The sequence below is a fragment of the Segniliparus rotundus DSM 44985 genome, from assembly GCF_000092825.1.
Classification (GTDB): Bacteria; Actinomycetota; Actinomycetes; order Mycobacteriales; family Mycobacteriaceae; genus Segniliparus; species Segniliparus rotundus.
Window position 1 is genome coordinate 1403018 of record NC_014168.1, and the last position, 23000, is coordinate 1426017.

The 23000-nt window shown below is 64.8% G+C and carries 25 protein-coding genes, 1 tRNA gene and 1 pseudogene; 22 read left to right on the plus strand and 5 right to left on the minus strand.

Annotation, left to right across the window (positions count from 1 at the left end):
* The first annotated feature begins 297 nt into the window (after positions 1–297).
* Entirely contained in the window at positions 298–822 is a 525-nt protein-coding gene (locus SROT_RS07035; RefSeq protein WP_013138323.1) for a GNAT family N-acetyltransferase, read from the plus strand.
* Positions 823–954: 132 nt separating this feature from the next.
* Here the strand turns inward: SROT_RS07035 and tcuC are convergent, their stop codons facing one another.
* Complete coding sequence (gene tcuC / locus SROT_RS07040; RefSeq protein WP_013138324.1) at positions 955–2244, minus strand: MFS transporter; 1290 nt, start codon at positions 2242–2244, stop codon at positions 955–957.
* 56 nt (positions 2245–2300) lie between these two features.
* Here tcuC and ureG point away from each other — a divergent pair, with 56 nt between their 5' ends.
* Together ureG and SROT_RS07050 are read left to right on the plus strand one after the other, a co-directional pair.
* On the plus strand, positions 2301–2966 hold the full coding sequence (gene ureG, locus SROT_RS07045) for an urease accessory protein UreG (RefSeq protein ID WP_013138325.1): 666 nt from the start codon (positions 2301–2303) through the stop codon (positions 2964–2966).
* Complete coding sequence (locus SROT_RS07050) at positions 2944–3627, plus strand: urease accessory protein UreD (RefSeq protein WP_013138326.1); 684 nt, start codon at positions 2944–2946, stop codon at positions 3625–3627. Before ureG ends, SROT_RS07050 begins: the two co-directional genes overlap by 23 nt.
* Positions 3628–3664: 37 nt before the next feature.
* Here SROT_RS07050 and SROT_RS07055 read toward each other — a convergent pair whose 3' ends face one another.
* On the minus strand, positions 3665–4213 hold the full coding sequence (locus SROT_RS07055; RefSeq protein WP_148223375.1) for an MTB12 C-terminal domain-containing protein: 549 nt from the start codon (positions 4211–4213) through the stop codon (positions 3665–3667).
* A gap of 52 nt (positions 4214–4265) precedes the next feature.
* Between SROT_RS07055 and SROT_RS07060 the strand changes: the two genes are divergently transcribed.
* Together SROT_RS07060 and SROT_RS07065 are read left to right on the plus strand one after the other, a co-directional pair.
* A complete protein-coding gene (locus tag SROT_RS07060) occupies positions 4266–5171 on the plus strand; it encodes an asparaginase (RefSeq protein ID WP_013138328.1) in 906 nt (301 codons plus the stop codon).
* A 36-nt stretch (positions 5172–5207) separates the two neighbouring features.
* Positions 5208–5283: transfer RNA gene (locus SROT_RS07065), tRNA-Asn, on the plus strand.
* 184 nt (positions 5284–5467) lie between these two features.
* Here the strand turns inward: SROT_RS07065 and SROT_RS07070 are convergent.
* Together SROT_RS07070 and SROT_RS07075 are read right to left on the minus strand one after the other, a co-directional pair.
* Positions 5468–6553 (minus strand): annotated as a pseudogene (locus SROT_RS07070) (tyrosine-type recombinase/integrase); the annotation flags it as partial.
* On the minus strand, positions 6554–7279 hold the full coding sequence (locus SROT_RS07075; protein WP_041407047.1) for a helix-turn-helix domain-containing protein: 726 nt from the start codon (positions 7277–7279) through the stop codon (positions 6554–6556). It abuts the pseudogene before it with no gap.
* A 137-nt stretch (positions 7280–7416) separates the two neighbouring features.
* Between SROT_RS07075 and SROT_RS07080 the strand changes: the two genes are divergently transcribed.
* The 3 genes from SROT_RS07080 (at position 7417) to SROT_RS07090 (ending at position 9414) form a co-directional block, all read left to right on the plus strand.
* Positions 7417–7659, plus strand: a complete 243-nt coding sequence (locus tag SROT_RS07080) for a hypothetical protein (RefSeq protein WP_049773324.1) — start codon at positions 7417–7419, stop codon at positions 7657–7659.
* Between the two features lie 298 nt (positions 7660–7957).
* On the plus strand, positions 7958–8296 hold the full coding sequence (locus tag SROT_RS07085; protein ID WP_013138332.1) for a hypothetical protein: 339 nt from the start codon (positions 7958–7960) through the stop codon (positions 8294–8296).
* Complete coding sequence (locus tag SROT_RS07090) at positions 8293–9414, plus strand: DUF3631 domain-containing protein (RefSeq protein ID WP_013138333.1); 1122 nt, start codon at positions 8293–8295, stop codon at positions 9412–9414. Before SROT_RS07085 ends, SROT_RS07090 begins: the two co-directional genes overlap by 4 nt.
* A 421-nt stretch (positions 9415–9835) precedes the next feature.
* Here SROT_RS07090 and SROT_RS15620 read toward each other — a convergent pair whose 3' ends face one another.
* On the minus strand, positions 9836–10204 hold the full coding sequence (locus SROT_RS15620; protein WP_013138334.1) for a DUF4189 domain-containing protein: 369 nt from the start codon (positions 10202–10204) through the stop codon (positions 9836–9838).
* A gap of 639 nt (positions 10205–10843) precedes the next feature.
* Between SROT_RS15620 and SROT_RS07100 the strand changes: the two genes are divergently transcribed.
* The 14 genes from SROT_RS07100 (at position 10844) to SROT_RS07165 (ending at position 22893) form a co-directional block, all read left to right on the plus strand.
* Positions 10844–12619, plus strand: a complete 1776-nt coding sequence (locus SROT_RS07100) for a hypothetical protein (RefSeq protein WP_013138335.1) — start codon at positions 10844–10846, stop codon at positions 12617–12619.
* 59 nt (positions 12620–12678) lie between these two features.
* Positions 12679–13035 (plus strand): hypothetical protein, encoded by a 357-nt coding sequence (locus SROT_RS07105; protein ID WP_013138336.1) that lies wholly within the window; start codon positions 12679–12681, stop codon positions 13033–13035.
* Between the two features lie 191 nt (positions 13036–13226).
* Positions 13227–13739, plus strand: coding sequence for a hypothetical protein (locus SROT_RS07110; RefSeq protein ID WP_245535377.1), 513 nt, complete (start codon positions 13227–13229; stop codon positions 13737–13739).
* 64 nt (positions 13740–13803) lie between these two features.
* Complete coding sequence (locus tag SROT_RS15625; protein ID WP_013138338.1) at positions 13804–15048, plus strand: hypothetical protein; 1245 nt, start codon at positions 13804–13806, stop codon at positions 15046–15048.
* Positions 15038–15343, plus strand: coding sequence for a hypothetical protein (locus SROT_RS07120; RefSeq protein ID WP_013137843.1), 306 nt, complete (start codon positions 15038–15040; stop codon positions 15341–15343). Before SROT_RS15625 ends, SROT_RS07120 begins: the two co-directional genes overlap by 11 nt.
* Positions 15344–15377: 34 nt before the next feature.
* Positions 15378–15707 carry a hypothetical protein gene (locus tag SROT_RS07125; protein ID WP_013138339.1) on the plus strand — a complete coding sequence of 110 codons (330 nt, stop codon included), beginning with the start codon at positions 15378–15380 and terminating at the stop codon, positions 15705–15707.
* A 5-nt stretch (positions 15708–15712) separates the two neighbouring features.
* Positions 15713–17968 carry a TPR repeat domain-containing protein gene (locus SROT_RS07130; protein WP_148223376.1) on the plus strand — a complete coding sequence of 752 codons (2256 nt, stop codon included), beginning with the start codon at positions 15713–15715 and terminating at the stop codon, positions 17966–17968.
* Positions 17952–18464: a hypothetical protein gene (locus SROT_RS07135; RefSeq protein ID WP_013138341.1), complete on the plus strand. Its 513-nt coding sequence runs from the start codon at positions 17952–17954 to the stop codon at positions 18462–18464. Before SROT_RS07130 ends, SROT_RS07135 begins: the two co-directional genes overlap by 17 nt.
* A gap of 45 nt (positions 18465–18509) precedes the next feature.
* A complete protein-coding gene (locus tag SROT_RS07140; protein WP_013138342.1) occupies positions 18510–18845 on the plus strand; it encodes a hypothetical protein in 336 nt (111 codons plus the stop codon).
* 45 nt (positions 18846–18890) lie between these two features.
* Positions 18891–19187, plus strand: a complete 297-nt coding sequence (locus tag SROT_RS07145; protein WP_041407053.1) for a hypothetical protein — start codon at positions 18891–18893, stop codon at positions 19185–19187.
* A 739-nt stretch (positions 19188–19926) separates the two neighbouring features.
* Entirely contained in the window at positions 19927–20736 is an 810-nt protein-coding gene (locus SROT_RS07150; protein ID WP_013138344.1) for a class I SAM-dependent methyltransferase, read from the plus strand.
* Positions 20737–20836: 100 nt separating this feature from the next.
* Entirely contained in the window at positions 20837–21364 is a 528-nt protein-coding gene (locus SROT_RS07155) for a DUF5078 domain-containing protein (protein WP_041407055.1), read from the plus strand.
* 42 nt (positions 21365–21406) lie between these two features.
* A complete protein-coding gene (lspA, locus tag SROT_RS07160; RefSeq protein WP_083777852.1) occupies positions 21407–21949 on the plus strand; it encodes a signal peptidase II in 543 nt (180 codons plus the stop codon).
* Entirely contained in the window at positions 21946–22893 is a 948-nt protein-coding gene (locus SROT_RS07165; protein ID WP_013138347.1) for an RluA family pseudouridine synthase, read from the plus strand. The genes lspA and SROT_RS07165 overlap by 4 nt, the downstream gene beginning before the upstream one ends.
* The last annotated feature ends 107 nt before the right edge of the window (positions 22894–23000 follow it).

Here is a 23000-nt window from a genome sequence, read left to right on the forward strand (position 1 = left end):
CCCGGCCAGGGCGGCGGACCCAATTGGGTCCGCCGCCCTGGCCGTTGTGAGGACATTCGCCACCAGCACAAGGACATCGGTCTCTCACCTGGGGAGCGTCAAAGAGGAGAGACTGTTCCGATCAGGAAAAACGAGTCCGATAAGGAAAAACGAGCCGAGGAGCCGCGGAGATGATCTGTCAGAAATGGGGAAGCCGTCGTGCGGCGGGTCTGTGGCTGCCTGAGGACCGAGCGCTGAGGCAGAGCGAAAGACATCGTCGTGCGCGAACAGCTCCCTCCTCCGGTAACGTGGCCGCCCATGAACCAGAGCGCCGCGCCCGCCTTTCCCATTCGTGACGCGACGACGGCGGACGCGGCAGCATGCGCGGCCATTTACGCCCCGTACGTCCTGGACACGGCGATCTCGTTCGAGGAGGTCCCACCGACGACAGAGGAGATGGCTGCTCGGATCGAAAACGCGTTGCAAGAGTACGCCTGGCTCGTGTTGGAGCGCGAGGGCGCCGTGGTCGGATACGCCTACGGCGGCAGATTCGCCCCGCGTGCGGCGTACCGCTACAGCTGCGAGGTGAGCGTGTACCTCAAGCTCGGCGAAGTCGGCAAAGGAGGCGGGCGGGCCCTGTACACAGAACTGCTCGACCGCCTCGCGCAACGCGGCTACCAGCAGGCCTTCGGCGGGTACGTGCTGCCCAACCTCGCGAGCGAGGCGCTGCACCGCTCGATGGGTTTCCGCCTTGCCGGGGTGAACCGCAAGGTCGGCCACAAGCTCGGAGCATGGCGTGATGTGGCCTGGGTCCAGCGCGACCTCGCGACGCTGTCATGCTGACCGGGTCAGCAACGCGCCATCCCGGCTGACGGCGAACACACAGGTGGCTGTGCGGATCGTTGCGGACGGCAAGAAAATTTGCGAGTCGGCGCAGCGCAGTGGAACCGCGAATTGCAACAGCGCGCTGTCCTTTTAGGCGCTCCCCGCGCTTGTCGGCGCCTCGCGCCGCAGGAACCCTCCTCGCCAAAACCACGCTGTGGCGGCCAGGCTGAAGGACGAGGCCACGAAGAGCCAGAGGCCAGGGGCGCTGTTGCCCTCGTGGCGGCGCAGCCATGTCACACCCAGCTCCGTGAACGTGCCGACGAGCGTCGCCAGGCTGTAGGCGAGCGAGAACCCCGTGGTGCGCACATCGTCGGGCATGACCTCCACCAGCGCCACGACCAGAGCGCCGTTGTATCCCGCGTAGAGCAGTGAGAGCCATAATTCCACGGCTGCCATATGGCCGAGCGACGGATGCCCCACGAGCCACAGCAGGGCCGGGTACGCGGTCAGCACCCCGAGGGCGGAGAAGACGGCGAGGAGCGGGCCCCGCCCGACCCGGTCGGACATGGCCCCGAACACCGGCAGAAGAACAAGGTTCGACACCCCGACGCAGAGCGTCACAAAGAGGCTTTGGCCGGAGGTGAGGCTCAGCACTTCGCGTCCGAAGGTCGGCGTGTAGTTCGTGATGAAGTAGAAGTACACCGTGGTCATGACGACCCAGCCCATCCCGGCGAGCACGACGGGCATATTGTTGGCGATGCTTTGGCGGATCTCGGCGAAACTGGGATGGTGCTTTTTGTTGGCGAACTCCTCTGTCTCCTGCAGGGAACGCCGGATGAAGAAGAGCACCGGCAGGATCAGGCAGCCGATGACGAAGGGAATCCGCCACCCCCATTCGGCCGCCACCCGCGCGGGTATTTCCTCGCGCACCAGGAGCCCGAGCAGGGCCGCCACGACGACGGCCGCCTGTTGGCTGGCGGACTGCCAGCTGACGAAGAAGCCCTTGCGTCCGAGCGGGGCGGCTTCAGCGAGATACACCGAGACGCCGCCGAGCTCCACGCCAGCGGAGAACCCTTGCAGGAGCCTGCCGAGGAGCACCAAGAGCGGAGCGAGCACGCCGATGGCGGCGTAGTCGGGCGTGAAGGCGATCGCGGCCGTGCCAGTCGCCATGATCCCCAAGGTCACCACGAGCCCCTTGCGCCTGCCCATCCGGTCGACATACCCGCCGAGGACCAGCGCGCCCACCGGGCGCATGACCGAGCCGAGCCAAAACGTCGCGAACGCGGCGAGCTCGGAGATGTAGTGGCTGTGCGCGGGGAAGTAGGCGCGGGCGATGTCGCCGGCGAAGATGCCGAACAAGATGAAGTCGTACATCTCGAAGAAATTCCCGCCCACCACGCGCAACACCATGGCTGACTGGGATTTGGCGTTTTGCCACACGACTGTCTTCTCCTCTCGCTCTGCCACCGGTAGCACGGCGCTGTAGGCTCAACACCATGCCGCACGAGACACATGGACACCAACACCACCATCGCGAACGCCAACCGGGGGAGCCGTTGCGGATCGGGATCGGCGGACCGGTGGGCTCTGGGAAGACCGCTCTGGTGGCAGCGCTGTGTCGCGCTCTGCGCGAAGATTACAGCCTGGCGGTGCTCACCAACGACATCTACACCACAGAAGACGCGGACTTCCTGCGCCGCCACGCCGTGTTGCCGGATGAACGGATCACGGCGGTCAAGACCGGGGGCTGTCCGCACACCGCCATCCGTGACGACATCACCGCGAACCTCAACGCGGTGGAGGACTTGGTCGAGGCGAACCCGGGCCTGGACTTGGTGCTCGTGGAGTCTGGGGGGGACAACCTCACCGCGATGTTCTCCACGGGCCTTGTGGACGCGCAGATTTTCGTCCTCGACGTGGCGGGCGGCGACAAGGTGCCGCGCAAAGGCGGCCCCGGGGTCACTTTCGCGGATTTGCTGGTCATCAACAAAACGGATCTCGCCCCGCTGGTCGGCGCGGACTTGTCGGTGATGGACCGGGACGCGAGCGCGGTCCGCGCCGGCCGTCCGACCGCCTTCTTGTCGTTGACGCAAGATCCTGCCGCGACCGCGGTGGTCGATTGGCTCAGACCACAGCTCGATGCGCTCGTGGCTGCGCGTTGACGCTGTCGCGGGACGAGTCCCGCGATGGCGTTCGCGGGGGGCGTTCACCGTCCGCCTGACCGGCCAGGACCAGCTGCATCTCGTTGGTGTTGCGGCAGGTCCGCTGGGGGGCGACGAGGTGGCTGTCGAAATCCGGGTGGGGCAGGGGGCTTCCTTGGCTCTGCGCGGCACAGCCGCGAGTGTGGCGTTGCCGGGAGCTGAGGTGGACCGATCCTCCTGGTTGTGGGATCTCGCCGTCGAGGAGGGCGGGCAGCTGCTCCTCGACCCCCAGCCGCTCATCGTCGCGGGAGAAGCCTCGCATCACGGGACGACCGCGCTCCAGCTCGCCGACGGGGCCTCTGCGGTGCTCAGGGAGCAAGCGCAGATCGGCCGGTTCCAAGAGGAAGGGGGGACCTGGCAGGGCTCGCTGTCCGTCGACCTGGACGGGCAGGAGCTCTTGCGGCATTCGGTCGGCCTCGGCAAAGGCAGCGCGACCTGGGACAGGTTCTTCGCGCCCGCTGCCATGGAGAGCGAGTTCCGTTACCCGGACCACCGCGCGGCCCATGTGTCGTCCGACGCCTGGGAAGCGCGTCTGCCGTTGGCCGGAGGCGGAAGCCTCACAACACGGCTCGTGCCGCTCCTCGTCGACACGCCGTCGAGACCGTATGCGGGGAGCGTATGAATTCCTCAGCTCCGCACGCCGGCACTGGCCGCGACGATCACTTCGGCAGGTGGATGTCCGACGGGATCGTCAGCGAGGGGAACGGCCCGGAGGGGACATAGCTGCCGCACAAAGGGCTGCTTCTTTGCAGAATGTCCACGAGCAAGCTGCAGACGGACCGCTTGGCGAGCTTCCATTTGTCGTTTTGCCACACGAAGAAGATCTCGACCTTGTCGAGCCGCTGCTCGCCCTTGGAGATGCTGAAGAAAACGTGCAGCAAGCAACTCGAGTCGATCTTGCTCTCGTCCAAAATCTTGTAACCGATGTCAGGGTTTTCCCGGTACGCCTCGACGAGCTGGTCGAAAAGTTCGGGGTCTTTGTCCCCGTCCTCGATCAGGTCGGTCTTGTCTTTGCTCGGGATCTTCGGATCCCGAGCTTTGTCGAGCATGCTTTGCAGGGTGTCGACCGAGGGGATGGGCCGCGCGCAGAGGACAGCTGGCGGTCCGCTTTCCCGAATGGGCGGATCTGCAGCGTGACAGGCGGCGGCGGCCGGCGCGATCGTCAATGCCACGAACGCCGCTGCGGCCCTGCTGCTCCGAATGCTCACTTCCGATAATCTACACAACTATGGTTTCGCCGCGGGCTAGGTTCCGCCTCACATGAACAATTTTGTGACCCTCATCACTACTGGGGGGACTATTGCGAGCGTCGCCGACCCGTCAGGAGTGCGCCGTCCGGTGCTGGGCGCCCACGACCTCCTCGCGGCCACCGGATACCAGGGGCGTGTGAAAGTCCGCGAAGCAGTCCGCAAGGACAGCTCCTTGCTGGATTTCGCCGACGTCGACCAAATCCGCCGGATAGTGGCGCAAGAGCTCGACAACCCCTCGGTGTCGGGTGTCGTCGTAGCCCACGGGACAGACACGATGGAGGAAACGGCCATCCTGCTCGACTTGCTGACCGGCGGCGACAAGCCGGTGGTCCTCACCGGGGCGGCCCGGCCGGCCTCCGACCCGGCGACAGACGGCCCGGCCAACCTGCGCCACGCGCTGGCTTTCGCCGCCAGCCCAGGGGCGAGAGGGGCAGGAGCCGTGATCTGCTTCGCGGGAGCGACGCTCGCCGCACGGGGCGCGCACAAACGCCACACCGGCGGGGACGACGTCTTCGGCGGGCGGGCGCACGCCAAAGGCGCCCCCGCCGTCAAGGCTCCCGCCTGCGACATCGCCGCGACACGGGTCGACCTTGTGGCCCTGTGCCAGGGTGCGGACCGAACGGGCGTCGACGCGTCTGTGGCCGCCGGGGCGCGCGGACTCGTGTTGGCGACGATGGGCAACGGCGGTGTTCCGGACTCCGTCACCCAAGCCGTCGCCGAGCACGCGCGCGCCGGGATTGCGGTCGTCGCCTGCTCCCGCGTGCTGGGTGCGCCGGTGACCCCGGAGTACTCCGGCGGGGCCCGCCTCATCGCCGCAGGCGCGCTCCTCGCGGCCGAGCTGAGCGCCCCCCAGGCTCGGATGCAGCTCGCCGCAGTCCTCGCGAGCGGATCTGACCCCCGTCGTTTTCCGTGGTGAAATCTGTCCCGCTTTCTGATACAGTGACCGGGCCAATCCCCTGTAGCTCAATTGGCAGAGCATCCGACTGTTAATCGGACGGTTGCTGGTTCGAGTCCAGCCGGGGGAGCCAGATTTTCCGTCCTGAACTGGGCGGAAGCATAGCCCGTTATCCTTTGCCCTTGCGCGTCGAGTTGATTTTTGTCACAGATTGTCACAACTCTGCCGAGCGTGAGCGCCGCGTCCCTGAGCGCGTTGGGCTGGGAGTGGACGTAGGTACGCATGGTGAATGAGGCGTCTGCGTGACCGAGCCACGCGCTGATGACGGCGATAGGGACGCCTTGCAGGTGCATGAGCGTTCCGCAGGTGTGGCGAGCGTCATGAAGCCTGATCTTGGGCACATCGGGCACGGCTTTGACGGCTTGAGCCCACTTGCTTGTGAGCGTGTCAGGGTGGTATAGCCTCCCTGCCTCGTCGCAGACGACGTGATCGCCTCCCTGGTAGGCGGGTCCGAAAGCAAGCTTTTCGGTGCTTTGGCGCGCTTTGGCGGCTTTTAACTCAGCGAGCAGAGGAGCGGTCAGGGGGAGCGTTCGCCCGGACTTCTCTGTCTTGCCATCGTCTTGCTCTACGGCCTTGCCGCCGACCGACACGATGGTGTGCTTGATCGTCAAAGTCTTCGCCCGCAAGTCCACATCGTCCCATCGCAGTCCCGCGATTTCCGCGCGGCGCAGACCGGAGAGTGCCAAGTGCCAGGCGTGGCGCAGCCTGTCCTGCTCGATGGAAGCGAGAACTTGCTGCGTCTCTGCTGCTGTGAACGTCGTGAACACCGTTCGCTGCTGCTTGATCCGGGTCACCAGCGAGGCGACGTTGCGCGAGAGGACGCCCTGCTCTTTGAGGTCTTCCAGGACCATGCCGATGGTCAGCAGCATGTAGTTGACGCTGCGGGCGCTCCAAGGCTTGTGGAACTTCGCGCCGCCCTCTTCGCCTCGTTTGACTTTTCCCTCGCGCAGAGCGCTCACCAGCGTGTCGATATGCCGTTTCGCGAGCTTCTGTACTTCCAGGTGCCCGAGCTGGGAGATGACGGGCATGAGCGCCTGCTCGTACCCGGATCTGGTCTTGGGCTTGATATTGTGGCGCGAGGAGAGCCAGTCCGCGCACGCATGCTTGACGGTCAGCTCGTTTTGATGGACGTACAAGCCCTGCGAGACTTCGGCCTGCGTGTTCGCGAGGAAGGCGCGCGCCTGCTGCTCGGTCGCGAACCGTTTCCTCGCTTGCCGACGTTTGCCCGTGATTGGGTCCGTCCCCACATCGACGGTCACCTGGTAGCGGATGGCCGGTTTGCCGCCCTCGCGCTGGGAAAGCTCAACCTTCTTGATCTGCGGTGGTAGCTGCTGGCGCGCCATTTATGCCTCTTCTTGTCCGGTGTCGGCGGGGTGTCGCTCGATGCTGGCCTTGAGTTGCTTCTTGAGCGCCCTTGAGACGATGCCTCGCCGCTGTGCGTTTGCGTCTTCGCCAGCCCGCGCGTCCCGCTCTGCGGTGAAGCTCTTCCCCCAAAGGAGCGCGGACTCGTACCGCAGCTTCATCTCTGTCACTCCCAGCTCTTTCGCTAGTTTCTTCTCCGTCTCCCCGGACTGGAGATACACTCTCGCGATCAGCCCATGAGGGACCTCCCACAGGAGCCGGGGATACCCAGCTTTCTCCTTGGCGATCTCTTCGGTGATTTCGGCTTCCCATTGGGCCAGCTGGGCTTTGACGCTCTCGCCCGCCGCGTGGTCTTCGACCTCGACCCTGTAAGACTCCGACCCGTTCCCTATGAGCTTGGCAAGGGCCTCGCTATTGAGGATGATGCGCTCGTTCACCTGCACGAACTTGTCTGAGCCAACCAGATCTGCGACTGTGACCGGGGCGTTGGACGCATATTGCAGCGCTATCGCGAGGGGGATCAGCGTCGTCAGGTTCGGAGGGACCCGGCCAGACTCTAGGTCGCCTACTTTGCCGCTGGTCCATTTCAGTCCAGTGATCTTCGCGAAGTGGGCGACCTGTGCCAGAGTGGCCCCCGCTTGGAGCCGGATGCGTCGGGCGTTGAGGCCGACGACCTCGGCGAGCGTTGGAAACTCTTCTTCGTCCACTCGATCAGTATTCATGATTTCTAGTGAATTCGCAACACGCCGTGTCGCCCCACTCGACGCCTCGAACATCTGCGCTACGGTATTCATGTCGCACATAATCTAGTGAAGCGACCTTGAGTCGAGAGGCATGAATGGGCATGGAAAGAACTCCGGCGAGCAAGCCAGAGGACGGCCAGAGAAGCCCGCTGGCCACCCCGGCGGAAGTGGCAGCATACCGACGCACCACCTTGGGCCAGCTCGCGCAGGAACGTTACAAAAAAAGGGGCTGCCCCTACAAGAAGATCGGCTCCAGGGTCTTCTACGACTGGCAAGACGTGTACGCCTTCGTAGACCAGTGCGGCAAGCAAACGGCCCTTGCGGGCGAAAGCGGGGCGCTGTGATGGGTCGGGATTTGTTCGGGTTGGCGGTGGAGGAGTCGATGCGAGGCAGCCCCTCCTCGGAGCCGGTACCCGAGTCGGAATCTTGCGGTTTGTCCGCTTGGTTTTCGCGTAGGCGGTCCAAGCGGCAACGAAAAATTATCCGTGGTGCGATGGGATGAGACGAGCGGAGCGGTCGCGCGCCCTGCCGAGAGGCCAGTTCTTGGTCGGATTCGCCTCAGTGGCGGGGCGCGCGCTCGGAAAGCCGCATCAATGCAGATGGAACAACTTTCTTCGAGACCTTAAGAGAGGACTCTTCCCTATGGTAACACTTGCTTTCCCTGATGACGACCCTTATCGGGGCGCTGGTTGGCAGTCGGTTAAGTCCGGTCTGATCCGCCGCCGCGACGCCGCGTGTCGTCTGGCGCCGTTCGAATGCGGGTGTTCGGACCCGTGGCGGTGCCGTTGCGGGGACGACGAGGAGGTGTTGAGCGAGTTCCGGCTCGACTGCCTCGCCGCCGCGTACTGGCATGTTCTGGAGCGCGGCTACACGCCGGTCGCGAACTGGCCCGTGCTGCGCCGGTTGTGGCGGCGCGGCGGGATACACCGGAGGCTGGCCCTGCTGATCTCCAAGCGGAGCGAGGAGGCCAGAGAGCGGTGAACGGTCAATCAGAGGAGGTGGGGGGCGCGCACATCGCGCCCCCCACCGGGGTTTCGGAGTTGATCGACGGGGCGGCTCTCTTAGACGAGGTTTTAGGCGAGCTGAAAAGGTTCGTGGTGTTCCCGAGCGAGGCGGCGGCGGTGGCGGTGGCGTTGTGGATCGTCGCGTCCCATGTGCTGCCCGCGTTCGAGCACGCCCCGCGCCTGGTGGTCAATTCTCCTGAGAAGCGGTGCGGGAAAACCAGGCTGCTCGACTTGATCGCGGCTTTGTGCCATCGCCCCGTCTCGTCGGCGGACGCGACGGCCTCGGCGATATTCCGCGTGATCGGCAAAAACCAGGAGCACCCTCCGACGTTGATCATCGATGAGGCCGACACGAAATTCGGCACCAAACGCGCCGCCGAGGCCAACGAGGACTTGCGCCGCCTGATCAACGCCGGTTACGAGCGGGGGCGGCCCGCGTTGCGCTGCGACGGCCCGCAGAACGATCCGCGCGAGTTCCCGACGTTCGCCATGGTCGCCATGGGCGGCATCGGGAAGATGCCCGAGACGATCACCGACCGCGCGGTGAACATCACCATGGCCAGGCGCAAGCCCGGAGAGGAGGTCGCCTCGTTCCGCTCCCGCCGCGACGGGCCGCCCTTGGGGCTGCTGAGAGACCGGATTGCGGTTTGGGCCGCCCAGCACGTCGAAGCCCTCACCGGCGCGGACCCCGAAACGCCGGTGGAGGACCGGGCGGCGGACACCTGGTACCCGATGATCGCCGTCGCGGACGAGGCCGCAGGGCGCTGGCCCGAACTCGCGCGCTCGGCCTGCCGGGATCTCTGCGAGCAGGCCGCCAAGGACGACGAGGCGTCCTCGATACGAATCCTGCTGCTCAAAGACATCCGCGACGTGTTCTCTAAGGCCGGGGCGGACTTCCTGCCCAGCGCCGTGCTCGTGCGACACCTGCGAGCGGTCCCCGAGTCGCCGTGGGATGAGGACGACCTGACCTACCACCGGCTCGCCAAGCACCTCGAATACCACAACATCGAATCGGGAAGCAACGGGAAAGCGCGCGGCTACAGGCGCGCGGCGTTCGCGGCCGCGTTCGAAAGCTACCTCGCCCCGGCCCAGTGAACCGCGCGAGAAGCGTCAACATCGTCAACATCGTCAAAAACCGGCCCTGAACAGGTCGAACACGTTGACGATACGCGGGCCGCTGACGAATCAAAACGTCAGCCCGCAGCAGATCATCAAAATGAAACACCAGCTCAAACCTAGTTTTTGACGATGTTGACGATCCTGACGGAGCACTCGCCCGCCCAGGCTGGGCAACCTTCCACCACAACGACCCGAGACGAGAGAGTGGTCAAATCTGAGCCGTCCCCGGTTTCCCGGACTGTCTTTTCGGGATCATGCCAAATCGGCCACTTTTCCGAACGGCTGGACCCGAGAACCCCGACACCGCTGCAACCACCTCACCAACAGAGACCACCTCGCCGGAAAGCCTAGTGGTGAGCACCGCCCGGCACCCCGGCCTGACAGCGCGGACGGGAACTTACCCGTTGCATTCTGAGAGTTTGACGTAGCACGCTTTGAGGCTGGCCGACTCGCAGGCGGCGCGGGCTTTCTCCCGTGCCTCGGAGCCGGTACGCCCCGCCGCGACCCCGTAGCCGTGACGGCCTCGGTTGCTCTGCCGGGTGAACGCCACCGCCCCGCAATGCCGGAACGGCTTCGCCCCGCACCGCGCGCCGCACGAGTGCTCCGCCGCGCCTTTCGCGGAGGACGGATCGGGGTAGTTGCGCGACGACCCCGCGTTGCCCTGCCCGTCATAGGCCACAGCGCCCCACGACCCGCTCGCGGCGGACTCAGGGCAAACAGTCAAAAACAAGGCCGCAACAGAAGCAACGACAACAACGGCGCGCATAAGCAAACTCCTTCGACGTGATCCAGAGCCCCGACGGCCCCGACTCATGAAATGTTAACGCGGTCACACCAATAGGAGAAGAGCCCCACAGGCAAACGCGCACCCCCTGGGGAGAGCCCCCTTGAAAAACCCCGGCACCATACCCGGCGCTGTTCCCGGTACCCCCCCGAACGCGCGAAGCCCCTTTCGGGCGAGCTGGCGAAGCCTGGAACCCGTACGGAATCCGGGGCGCGATGCGGCCGTGGGAGCGCCCCGCCCTGTCAGGGTCCACCCCCAGGGGGGGGAGGGGGGCCGGAATCGCTGGGAGCGATGACGCCGACCGCTCGGCCAGCCTTCCTCGCGCGGCGCCACGTTTTCGAAAATTGTTGCCCGCCTTCCTCGGCGTTCATGCCGGGGTGTTGTTCGCGTCCTTTGGTTGAGAAAAATCCTTTGATCTGTGGGAACGGGTGTTCTTGGTGTTTGTTTGCGGTTCCTTTCTCCCTGTGCTTTGAAACTGCCCGGTCGGATTATGGAACCTGCGGAGGCTTGCGTGCGTCTAAACTTTTGGAGCCAGGAAGAGGACTACTGTGATGATCGGAGGGTGGCGATGCGCCGAGCAGTCCATGTTTGGTTCTTGACCGTGCGGGGCGGGTGTTCGTTGTGACTGGGCCTTCTGAGCCGGAGGGCGGCGGCACAGTGTTCGCGCGCGACGCCGAGCCGCGCCAAGAGAACTGGTCGCTGGACGCGAAACCGCACCGGTCCGGCGCCGAATCGCAGCCTGCCCTGGACGAATCGGGTTTGCCGGTGATCCCCGCGCCCGCGCAGCGGCCTTTCGGTCTGAGGAACCTTGTGCAACCGCCCCGCCCCGACGCGAACTCCGGGCCGCCCCAAGGGAGACGGCATACGCCCTCCGAGGAGGGGGAAGCCGCGGCGGCGCCCGCAGCCCGCGCCGTCGTTGACCCCCAACCAGTCCCGCGACCGGTCCAGGACGAGCTGGTGGAGAGTGGAGCGGAGCATCTGGGAACTGCCGGAAAGGACTCCTTCGAGCACCACGAGAACGCGTTCTCGCAGCGGGACGCGCACGGCCAGACCCGCACGGAGCACGAGCAGCCCGCCGGCTCCGGGGCCGCGCAGGACTCTTCTGCCGCGACTTCGCTCCAGTCCGGGGCGGCGGTCCTCGACCACCACGCGGAGACGGACGGCGGCGCGACGGAGGCACAGGCGGCCACGGATTTCGCCGTCCCCGACGAGGTGGTGAACGTGGATGTGCAGGAATCGGGCGACACGGCGACAATGGGCGCTGCGGGCGCGGTCACCGGGCAAGCCATGAAACTCGCCAACGCAGACGATGAATATCGCAGTCCTGGCGCTCGGGGCTATCACGGCGACGACGGTTTCTTCGGCGACCGCCGCGCCGAGGCGTTGCCGATGGACGTGGAGAGCCGGTTGGCCCGGCTCGCGTTTTGGCTGCAGGAGCAGGAGGCGTTGTTCGACGCGAGCGGCCTGGCGGTCGGCGGTGCGCCCCGCTACGCGCTCGCCGCCCATATTGACGAGCACCACCAAGAGCACGTTTATCTGTACAGCAACATCGGCCCCGGCCTGGTCGCGAAACCGGTGCCGCTGGGGGTGTGGCCCGCGTGGGATGTGGTCGCGGACCCCGACAATCGGGACCGGGGTGTGCTGGTGCGGATGCTCGGGCACGCCGACCCCGTGCACGCGGCCCGCGAGCACTACCTCTGGCTTAGGGACAAGTGGACGGCGCACGGCGCGCGCTACCACCTCGCCGGGATCGTGACAACATATGCGCCGGAGGAGCCCGAGACGCTCCGAAGGCTGGTGCAGCCGTTGAACGACCACGTCTCGGATGTGGAGGCCCCCTTCCTGGCGGCGGCGCGCGGCCCGCTGACAGAGCCGGAGGGCGGGAGCATGCACCCGCTGCAGCACGTCGCCCCCGAGTTGTATGTGCGGCTGCAAGCGGTATTGGCCACACCGTGGGCCAGTGAGGCCAGATTGCAAGCGCTCGGCTGGGTCGCGTCGATCATTGAGGGCTCGATGGCCGAGGACCGGCCCCCGTTCGCGGACGTCGTCGCCGCGATCCGCGAGAGACCGCCGATCACCCAGGAGATGTTCGACGCCGTGTGGGCGGACGGCGCGCAAGTGCACGCGCAGACCAGCACCAACCTCGCCCACGCGATGAGCAAACCCCAACCGCAACGCGGACAAGCCGACTTCTTCGGGTACCTCCTCTACCACCGCGCCCTCGCGGGTTTGGTCGCCCTCAACCACTGGCGGCTGTCCACAGCCCGCCCCGACCCTGCCTTCGTCACCGACATCGCCTACCTGGCGGCGAAAGCGCACCAAGACAACCCCGCCTACACCGCAGACGTCGCAACACGGCTCCCCGACCCCGAGCAAAGCTACTGGAAACCCCGATGACCAACACCACACATCACCACCCATACTGGACACAACGATCACGAGAAGGAGCCTGAACCATGGCCGACGTCGAAATATCGAAAGAAGAAGCAGCGCTCATCCTCCACGACTTCAAAACCGCGCTCGAAGACCTGAACGATTTGTTGAGGAACGAGGCAAAGCAGCTTGCCGATCTCTCCGATGTTGGGACCGCGTTGGGCTCCGGCGTGGATGGCGAGAAGTCGTTGGCTATCGCGAAGGAGAACGGCCAGAACATCGTGAAATACGTCCAAGACACCATCGACAAGGTGACCGATTTGGAGAAAAGAACTAGGGCTCGCTTCAATGCGATCTTTGGGGCGGACTTCGACAGCGCCATCGACATCAGCAAGCTCGACCCCAACCTCGGCAACCAAGGCCACCTCACAGGATTCTGATGAACAACCCAACGAAACACACTGTTGTCGTATCTCTCGCCCTCGCCGCGCTCCTTGTGGGAGGATGCCAACGCGGAGGTTCGACCGACACCGCCGCAAGCAGTCCAGCGCCACGCACGACATCGACCGCAGCGGCCCCGAAGAACCTCGTCACCCCGCAGACCGCTGGCCACCCCGTTATGGAGCTCAAAATGGGCGAGCCAGTGAGCGTACAGAAGGACGGGGTCACACTCACCTTCACCCCGAAAAGCCTGACGAAAGTCGACGGCACCCCGGCAGACTTGTCCAAGAACTTCGACCGCTCCGAGGACTGCGGGATCTGGTGGCAGCTTGACGAGGAGATCACGGTTGACACGCAGCCCAACGCGACCTGGAAACTGTGGTCCACGTCTTTCAGTGGATTCAGTGTTCTACAGAAGGGCACGATGGGCGATAAATACGATCACATGCCTGTGGGGTCACCAGTCGCCGGGGACAAAACTCACCCCAATGCGGTTCAAGCGATCACGCTGGCCGAGGGCGATCAACAGAAGAACCCCTCGGCCCCATTCCATCGGGTGATCGAGGCGAAAGAATATTCCGGAGCCTGCAAAGACACTCGAAGCGGTCAGCCCAGCGGCCTCGACCCACTCGGCGTGGATCTTTCTCTGGACGGGGTTCGCGATGGTGAGACCAGCACGAAGATCGCGAGGTGGCTGTTGTGACTCCGAGCAGGACAAAGCTGAACAAGCACAGGAAAACGGCTTCAATGCTGGAAGGGATTTCACTGTGAGCGAGAAGAACTACATGGCTGATCCGGCCAGTGATTTTGTTGAGAACCTCCAGATCGGCGGGAGTCTGCAACCCGATGTGGTTTCTGCGGCCATAGTTAAGCGTGTCCAAACTACTGGGGCGAAGCTCGGGGAGATCACTCAGACTCTCAGCAGCCGTGTCGGGATGCGGCATTGGGTCGGGAAATCCGGCGACGTGACCCGCGACGAGCTGGAGGATTTGGCCCGCAAGGGCAAGACGGCCGCTGAGGTGATCGACGGGCATGCGAAACAGGTGCAGGCGGTCGCGGAGTCTCAGGCGACCGCTAAGTCGGTGTGCGACCAGAACAGCCAATGCACGCCGGGAACATCCCCGATGGCGCAGGTCAAGGCAGTCGCGCGTGCGATGCAGAACCACTACCACGAGCCTGGTGAGCCCGAGTACCCGAAGCTGGAATATTTGGGCAGCCCGCCCGGCGCCCCGACAGAGGATCGGGGCGAGTCCCCGGACGGCCCGTCCGAGGCACAGCCTCGGCCGTCGTCGGGCAGCGGCGCTCCTTCTCTTGCTGGTGGCGCTGCTGAGCACGAGTCTGCCGCGAAGCCCCAATCGCAGGAGGACGCGGCCAGCGGGCAACAGCCAGAGGCGAAATCTGAGGGCAAGCCTTCCGGCGAGAGCGCCGGGGCCGGTGGCGGCTCGGGCGGTGGTGCTGGTTCCGGCGACGGGGGCAAAGGCGCAGGGGCGGGCGCTGGGGGCGGCGCCCCGTCGGGCGGTTCGCCCGCTGCGGGAACGTCCTCGCCTGGTTCTGGTTTCAACCCGTCAGAGTCCAGCTCGACGCACGCGATGAGCGCGGGCGACTCGAAGTTCGGCTCCTCGTCGTCTGGCAGCTCGGGCCTTGGGGGCGGTGGCGTGGGAACGTTGGGCGGGGATCATGAGCGGTCTTTGTCGGCGAAGACCGGGCCAGCCGGTTACGCGGCACCGAAGCCGGTGGTGAACGTGAACGGCCTCGCCGGTTCGGGTGTCGGCCAGGGCGCTGGTATGGGCGGCGGCATGGGGGGCATGGGCGGCGCTGCTGGTGGTCAAAACTCTGGGAAGGAGCACAAGACCCCCGACTACCTCAAAGACACGGAGCACGGCAACGAGCTGTTCGGCAGGAATCTGCCTGTGGTGATCCCCGAGGTGATCGGCGAGCTGAACCGGGACGAGCAGCAGAAGATGCTGGAGGCTCTAGCTAAGCAGCAAGGGGGCGGGCCTGGTGGCGCGTGACATCTGGACCCAGGACGTCCGCCAGTTCAATATTCCCGACGACGATGACGAGCCCGCGACGGTCCCGCAGCTGGTCCGCCAGGGCGGGCAGACGCTATCGCACGAGCAGGCCGAACAAGAACTCGCGCGGCAGCGTGAGATTTTCGAGGCCGAGGATCGCCGCAGGGCCGACGAGGCAGAGCAGGCACGGTTGCAGAGGCTCGTTGACTCAGGGGAGGCGGTGCTCATCGACGTGGACGCGCATCGCAGTGAGAAGCGAAGAATCCAACAGTTGAACCAAGAATCCAACAGTTGAACCATCAGATTGGGAACGAGAGGGGCAGGGGCGTATGACGAACCCGTTGCAGGTGAACATCGAGGCATTGGCGCAGGTCGGGAAACAAATGGCCGAGCACGCCGGCGAGTTGAAATCCAGGGCCGACAAAGGCGTGGCCTCAGGGGACGCGCAGGGCAGCCCCTTCGAGTTCCTCGCCCACTACTTGCAGGGCCTTTCCTTCGCCGCCGCGTTGACTGAGACGAGCAGCGTTTACCAGGGCGCGAACCGCAGGGTGTGCGGGGAGTACGAGAACTTCGGCCAAGCCCTCACTGCGGTCGCGCATGTCGTCGGGGAGACCGACGAGGACGGCAAACAGGCAATCGCGTCCGTGGTCGCCGCCTGATGGGCATGTTCACGAAAAGCCAGTTCCTGGCCATGCAGTTCGACCACACCCCGTGGGTCGCGGACCGGCTCCGAGAATCAGGCGAGCCCTACTCCCTCAACGCCGCGTTCGTCCAATCCCAAACCCGAGCCCCGAGCGGGGAGCCGTTCACCGGGCAAGCCGGGGACGCCGCGCAGGACAAGGGCGACGTTATCGCAGCAGCGTTGAACAGGTTCCATGCTGAGACGGACAACGCCGCCAACGTGCTGCGCGCGGCGCACGAGGCGCTGTGGCCCGCAGCCTGGAACCTGCGCACTTCGATCAACGCCGCGTCAGGGCCGGTGATCGTCAAGGACGGGGGTCGGCTCTCCCAGCTGCCCGTCGCGTTCTTCGTGACCGAGGACTGGAAGGTCCAAGCCGACCTTTCCCGGTTCACCGGCAGCCTCACTGCCGATCAGAACGAAGCCTTGAACGCATGGTTGCAAGGCGCGCAAGAAGGGCTCGACAAGAACAGGGAGGCTTTGGAGCAGGCCAGCGACAAGGCCGCAGCCGACCTTAAGGCGAACGTGCATTTCGATCAGGTCGCCACAGACGGGCAAATCGGCTCCCTCGTCGGAGAAACCCCCGCGCAAGCGAAGGCCGATGTGCAGGCGTATCTCGCGGGCACGGCCACCCCCGAGCAGAAAGCACGGGTGGAGGCAGCGACCAGCCTGTCCGACACCCAGCAGCAGGCTCTGAAAGAAGGCGGGGACGCGAAACTCTCGCCCGAACAGACCTCCGTGGTCTCGGAGATGTCGAGCCAGTTGCAGGACAAGTCGGCCAGCGACATCAAAGCGCTCGTGAAAGACAAGCTCCACGGGGACGGCAAAGCGATCTCGAACGCGTTGGAGCTGATGAGCAACCCGCACGTGGCCTCCGCTGTTCCCCTCGTGCAGGGCGACAAGGCTGGGCCGTGGCGCGGCGGCATGGACAAGCTGCCCGCGAAGATCCAGCAGACGCTGCGCGACCCCGTGATCACTACCGAAGCGCACGACACCGGGTACAACACGAGCATCGAGCACAAGTACCCGACCTTGGGGCAGCTGGACGACCTCGCGGACCTGGTGGGAGCGAGCGACGAAGCGACACGCCAAGGCAGCGCCTTGGACAAGTCGATGATCGGCAAAGTCGGAGAAGCCCTCGCCGAGAGCCACAAGGACGGCGGGAACGCGGAGATCGACAGCAAGATCAACCCGACGATGCAGCACATCCTCAACACAGCCGGTGTGGACTCGCAGGCGTTCCACGACGTCGCGACGGACAAGCAGCACGGGCAGCAGTTCGTGGGCGACTTGATGAAGCACAACTGGTCCGACGACGGCGAGGCCGCGAAGAACGCGGTCCACGCCGCCACCCAGGAATCGGAGGGGACGGGGGCAGCTGCGACCAGGAGCGGGGAGACCATGCGTTCGTTCGTGGACTACATGAAGGACCACTCCGACGAGCTGACGCACTCGCGCCTTCCCGGGAGCCTGCCCCTGCCCGACTCGCTCGGCAACCGCAACCACGCCCTGGACCGAGAACTCGCCGAAGGCTTCGGAAAATACCTCGGCGCGGCCTACGGCGACGAGCTGCCAGGGCACGGCACCAGCGGCTTCGGCCCACCAATGGCCACCGACGACGTGACGAAGGTGTTCCAAGTGCTCGACACCGACCACGCCGCAGCGGAGAAAATGCACGCCGCCGCCTACGCGCAATCCATGGCGTGGACGGAGAAATTCGCCGGATCGCTGAATACGAATCCCGGCAACCCGGACCTCGGGGCGCTCCACCATGCGGGCGACCTGCTCGGCTCGGTGGACAAAGCCTCTGAAACTTTGGGGGCGGACGTGCAGAAGATCAACGGCACCGCGTTCGACGCCGCCAAGCCCTGGGCGTCGAGCCTCGTGAAACTCCTCCCCGGAGGCGACGTGCTCGCCAAAGTCCTCGACTCGGCCTCATCCAGCCTGAAAGACGCGTACACCGGACAAGGCCCACAAGGACACGTCCTCGACACAGCGTCCCTCCGCTACCAGATCGCCGCCAGCCTTATCGGGAGCGGCAAGCTGCCCCAGAACGGTGAGCTCAACGGGTACCTCACCGCCGATGGGCACCTTCGAGACCCGGGAAGCTTCACCAACGACCACGACCGAGACGCCTACAACGACGCTCTGACGAACTACCTCTCGAACCAACCAGCTGGGCACAGCATTACCGACGGTTTGACACGCGCACAGGAACAGTACAATGCGCGCAAGAAATAACCTGCTCCTAGTAGCCTCGGCCCTTCTCTTCGTGGTCTCTGGATGCTCGACCTTCAGCGGCGGACAAGGTTCCGGGAAAAGCATCGAAGCCTCTGCGGAGCAGCAATCGGAGCAAGCGTTTGGCCTGGTGCGCGAATTCGCCAACTCGATTGTCGACGACCCGTTCAATCCAAATTTGAGCGCGATGTCGCAGGCGGGCAGGATTCTGGGCGACGCGGACAAGGCGAGGGGCAAACGAAATTTAGACACGCTCCAGGTGAGGCACGCCCTCGCCAGCGTTTTGATCGAGAGAGGCGCACAGCCCGAGCACGGTGAGCTCAACGGGTACCTCACCGCCGATGGGCGCCTTCGAGACCCGGGAAGCTTCACCAACGACCACGACCGAGACGCCTACAACGACGCTCTGACGAACTACCTCTCGAACCAGAAACCGGCCAAGCAAATACGGAATGGGCTCTCGACCCTCAAGGAGAACTACCAGCGTGAGAATCCGTAACAGGCACGTTGGCGAGCGACCTGCGAAGGATAGAGGACAGCAGATATGACCTCCTCGGGTGGTGAGAAGGAATTGTCGCCGCAGGCCGTCGCTCAAGTCGTGCGGCGCGCGTGCGAACGCTACGGCGCCGAATACATCGGCGGGCGCTACAGCGAAGAGCACGACGCGTACGGCTTCAAAGCCCAATGGGGAGACTCCGAGGTCGTCGGATCAGGCCCGACCGCCGAGTCGGCCGCCGAAGCGTTCCTCTTCCAACTCGCCATGCTCGACCAACTCGCGGCGTGGCGGGAACAGATAGCCGACCTCACCAGCAAAGACCTCGTGCAAGACGTGGAGGCTTGGTTGCGCGGGCATGACCAGAGCGGCGGTGCCGATGCTTGAGTCTGGTATGTCAGGCACAGGGGCTGTCAGGTTGAGGCTTCGGACTTGTTGCGCGCGGAGTGCGATGAGAACACGCAGCGCAAGCCGTTCACGCCGACCGAGGCCGAGGCGATAGCCAGCGCGATAGAGGCGGCGCTGCGGCCCGTGGCTGCGGCGAGGCGTGCTGCTGCGATCAAGAGTCGAGACGAGAAGGGCAGGGCTCAGTCCACTTGTGCCGATTCGGCACAAGTGGACGACCGACCAGAGCCGAAGACTCGGGATATCGCAGCGCATGCGGTGGGCTACGGGCGCGACACCATCAGCAAGGTCCGCAAGGTCAAAGACTTGGCCGACGACCCCTGAAACCCCGCAAGAGGTGCGCGAGGCCGCGAAGCAGGCGCTGGGCGAGATGGACGCGACCGGCTCGGTGGCGGGTCCGCACCACAAGGCCGCAGGGCGCAAGAACACCCTAAGAACCCAACACAGGAATATACTTTCTGGTAGAAAAAAACCAGGGAGGGGATTCGCCTATGCCGCCGAGGTGCGGATTCGGGGCCTGTGGGGGGTACCCCCCGTGGGTGTTTCACCGGGGTTTCGGATTAGTAGATCTCTTATCCGGGGACTACGCCCATGCCCTCTCGGTCACATACCGCCGTCTGAGATCGGTGATGGTGGTGTCGCTCTTGGCCCTGTTGCAGTCCCGATGGGCTGCCTGCTTGTTCGCGAGCACATAATGCTGTTGAACAGGGATGGCAGGCTGCTTGTGAGTGTCACGGATTGTCACAACCTGCGTGTTGAGGCGCTGTGATGGGCGGTCATGCCGAGTGATCCTTGCCCTGGTCAACGGAGGAATCTTGGGATTCCGGCTTATCGGCGGTGATGCCTGGTGATGGGTTTTGTCCAACTGTTAATCGGACGGTTGCTGGTTCGAGTCCAGCCGGGGGAGCCGATAAGTCCCGGCGAAGAGAACTTTTTATTTGCGTTATTTGCGCCGGCGGGCCCGAAGTCTGGACCGCCCAACTGCAAACCCCGCGCGGGAGCGCCACGTTCCCGCCCCTCCGCCTCTTGGTAAGTAAGGCTTGCCTAAGGTACGTTTGGACCGATGGGTGAAAAAGTGCAGCTGGGCGAGATCCAGGAGACGACGCTGATCCCGTTGTACGGAAGAGCATTGGACGCGCGCGCTCCCCGGAGCGTGCTCAATGATCGCAAATCTCTCGAGATGGTCGAGGCTATCGACTACGACTTCCAGAAATTCACGGGACCGTCCCTTCCGGGGACAGTGTTGCGGGCTTCGATCTTCGACGGCTACGTCCGGGACTTTTTGCGCGCGCACCCAGAGGGGACAGTCGCTGATCTGGGCTGCGGCCTGTCGACCCGGTTCGACAGGCTCGACAACGGCACGGTGCGATGGTTCGACCTCGATGTCGAGGACACTATGGCGCTGCGACGGAAGTTCTTCTCCGACGCGGACCGTTACACCATGCTGGCCGGGTCGATCTTCGGAACAGACTGGCACGAGGCAGTCCTGGAGCGAGGAGGACCGCTGTTCCTGCTCAGCGAAGCTGTTCTGCTGTATTTCCCGCAAGCCCAGGTGCATGAAGTGCTGCGACAATTCGCTGTGCATTTTCCCGCCGCGTCGGTCGCATTGGACACTGGCGGGCGGTTCATGATGGGCAACCAGGACAAGAACCCGGTGTTCCGGGGGCTGTCGGCCCGCATGCAATGGACGTGTGACCGGCCGCGTGAGCTGGAATCCCTCGGGCTGCGCTTGCTCGAGTCTCGGACTTTCGCCTCACCGCAGCCAGAAGCTGCCCGTGACTGGCCCGCCAAATACCGATATGGGCTCAAAGCGATTGGGTGGACGGGATTCGTGTCGACGTACAAAATCAACTTGTTCGCCGCAGGCGGGTGACCTGGCCTTCGCCGCCGAGCCTCGAGCCGGCCCGATCAGTGCCTGGCGTCGCACAGGTGGCGAGCGCCGAATCCAAAATTCTTCGGTTATAGTAAGTATTATGGCGTTGCACCTAAGAAAACCCTTTGCGCGAGCGAGCGCGAGCATGTTCGCTTTGGGGGCAGTGGCCCTCGGATTCCCCGCAGCCGCAGTCGCGGACCCGCCGCCGGACTACATCGACGGTTACGTGCACTCCACGGACGAGTACCCCATCCCTCGGAAGATGCTCCTCACCACATGCACTGCCGAGCAGCTGCTGGACGCGGCGAAGTATGAGACTCCGATGGAGTTCGATCGTTACATGATGGAGTACAAGAAGCACGGCGAAGACCTGGAAGACCGGACCAAAGAGCGTATGCATTGGTTCTTCTCCCTCCCTCCTGGCGTGCAGGGGCCGCGCCGCGACTTCTCGGAGCATATGGCCGCGACGTTCGGCGACCCGCTCGACGTCCTCTACACCGATTACGCGAAGATTTTCGTCAACAACAAAGGCGTTGTGGCGAAAATGGCCGAAAACTGCGCGAAGTACCCGCGGGACGACCAATCGGCGTGGGACTGGCGCGACGACTCGCCGGTGGCTTACAACTAGCGCGGTTTGCGGGACGCGACTGACTGCTAAGCTTTCCCTGCTATGGCCACTTCTTCCCCTCAGGCTGCGACAGGCTCCCGAGCAGTGCGCCCCGTTGCGGTGCGGCTCCTTTTCGCAGTCGCCGTGCTCGTGGTGGTCGTGGACTTGGGCTCGAAAGCGGCAGCTGTGGCTTACCTCGACCCGGAGCGCCCAGTTCGCCTTCTGGGCGGGGCGCTGTGGTTGGTGCTTGTGCGCAACGCCGGGGCGGCGTTCTCGCTGGCCGCTGGGTACACGTGGATTCTCACTCTCGTCGCGGTGGTCGCCGTGGTGGTCATCGTGCGGATGAGCAAGGCTTTGGGCTCGCTGTGGTGGGGCGCTGGGCTGGGGCTCGTGCTCGGCGGCGCCTTCGGGAATCTCGTGGACCGAGTGTTCCGCGAGCCTGGGCCGTTCCGCGGACACGTTGTCGACTTCCTCTCGTTGTTCTCCGACCACGGGGAAGGCTGGGCGGTCTTCAACATCGCCGACTCGGCCATTGTGTGCGGCGCGGCGCTCATGGTGGTGTTGAGCTTCCTCGGCGTCGAGCATTCCTCCGGGCGGGAGCGTTGACCGAAGCCGAGACGGCGTTGCGCTCGCTGCCGGTCCCGGAAGGGCTGGTCGGCTTGCGGCTGGATGCTGGCCTCGCGCGTTTGCTCGGGGTTTCGCGGACAAAGGCGGCGGAACTCGCCGACGCCGGACACGCGTTGGTCGATGGGAAAGAGGCTCGGCGTTCGGACCGGCTTGTCGAGGGGGCTTGGCTCGAGGTGTCCGTTCCGGCGGCTCTGCCGGCTCCCGTCGAAGAGGACGTCCCGGAAATCATCGCCGGGCTCAACGTTCTGTTCTCGGACGAGCATGTCGTTGTGGTGGAGAAGCCCGCCGAGATCGCAGTGCACCCGTCTGTGGGCTGGAGCGGCCCGACGGTGGTGGGCGGACTGAAAGCGCTCGGTTTCCGCATTGCCACCTCGGGAGTGGCCGAGCGGCAAGGCGTGGTGCAGCGGCTCGACGTCGGCACATCGGGCGTGATGGTGCTCGCGGCTTCCGAACACGCCTACACCGTGCTCAAACGCGCTTTCAAACATCGCGAAGTGGAGAAATGGTACGAGGCGCTGGTCCAAGGCCACCCCGACCCGTCGAGCGGCACGATCGACGCCGCGATCGGCAAACGCCCCGGCCCAGGATGGCGCTTCGCGGTGACCACGAACGGCAGGCCCAGCGTCACGCATTACGACACTCTTGAGGCTTTCGGGCAGGCGAGCTTGGTCTCGATTCGTTTGGAGACCGGGCGCACCCATCAGATCCGAGTGCATTTCTCCGCGCTCCGCCACCCGTGCTGCGGCGACATGCTCTACGGGGCGGACCCCAAGCTCGCCGCGCGTTTGGGGTTGCGACGCCAGTGGCTGCATGCGCGCAAGCTCTCTTTCGCGCATCCTGGCGACGGGCGGATCATGCACTTCGAGTCGGAACTGACAGAAGACCTGGCTCGCGCTCTGCAGACGCTGCGCGAGCCCATGTGAACCCATCTGCCACACAGGCCACACGGCGAGCGCGCGCATGCGGGGCACTGCGAATTTTTGACCAGACCGGGCTGTTCTGACCCCAGAGGCCAGCGCCCGCGGCCAAA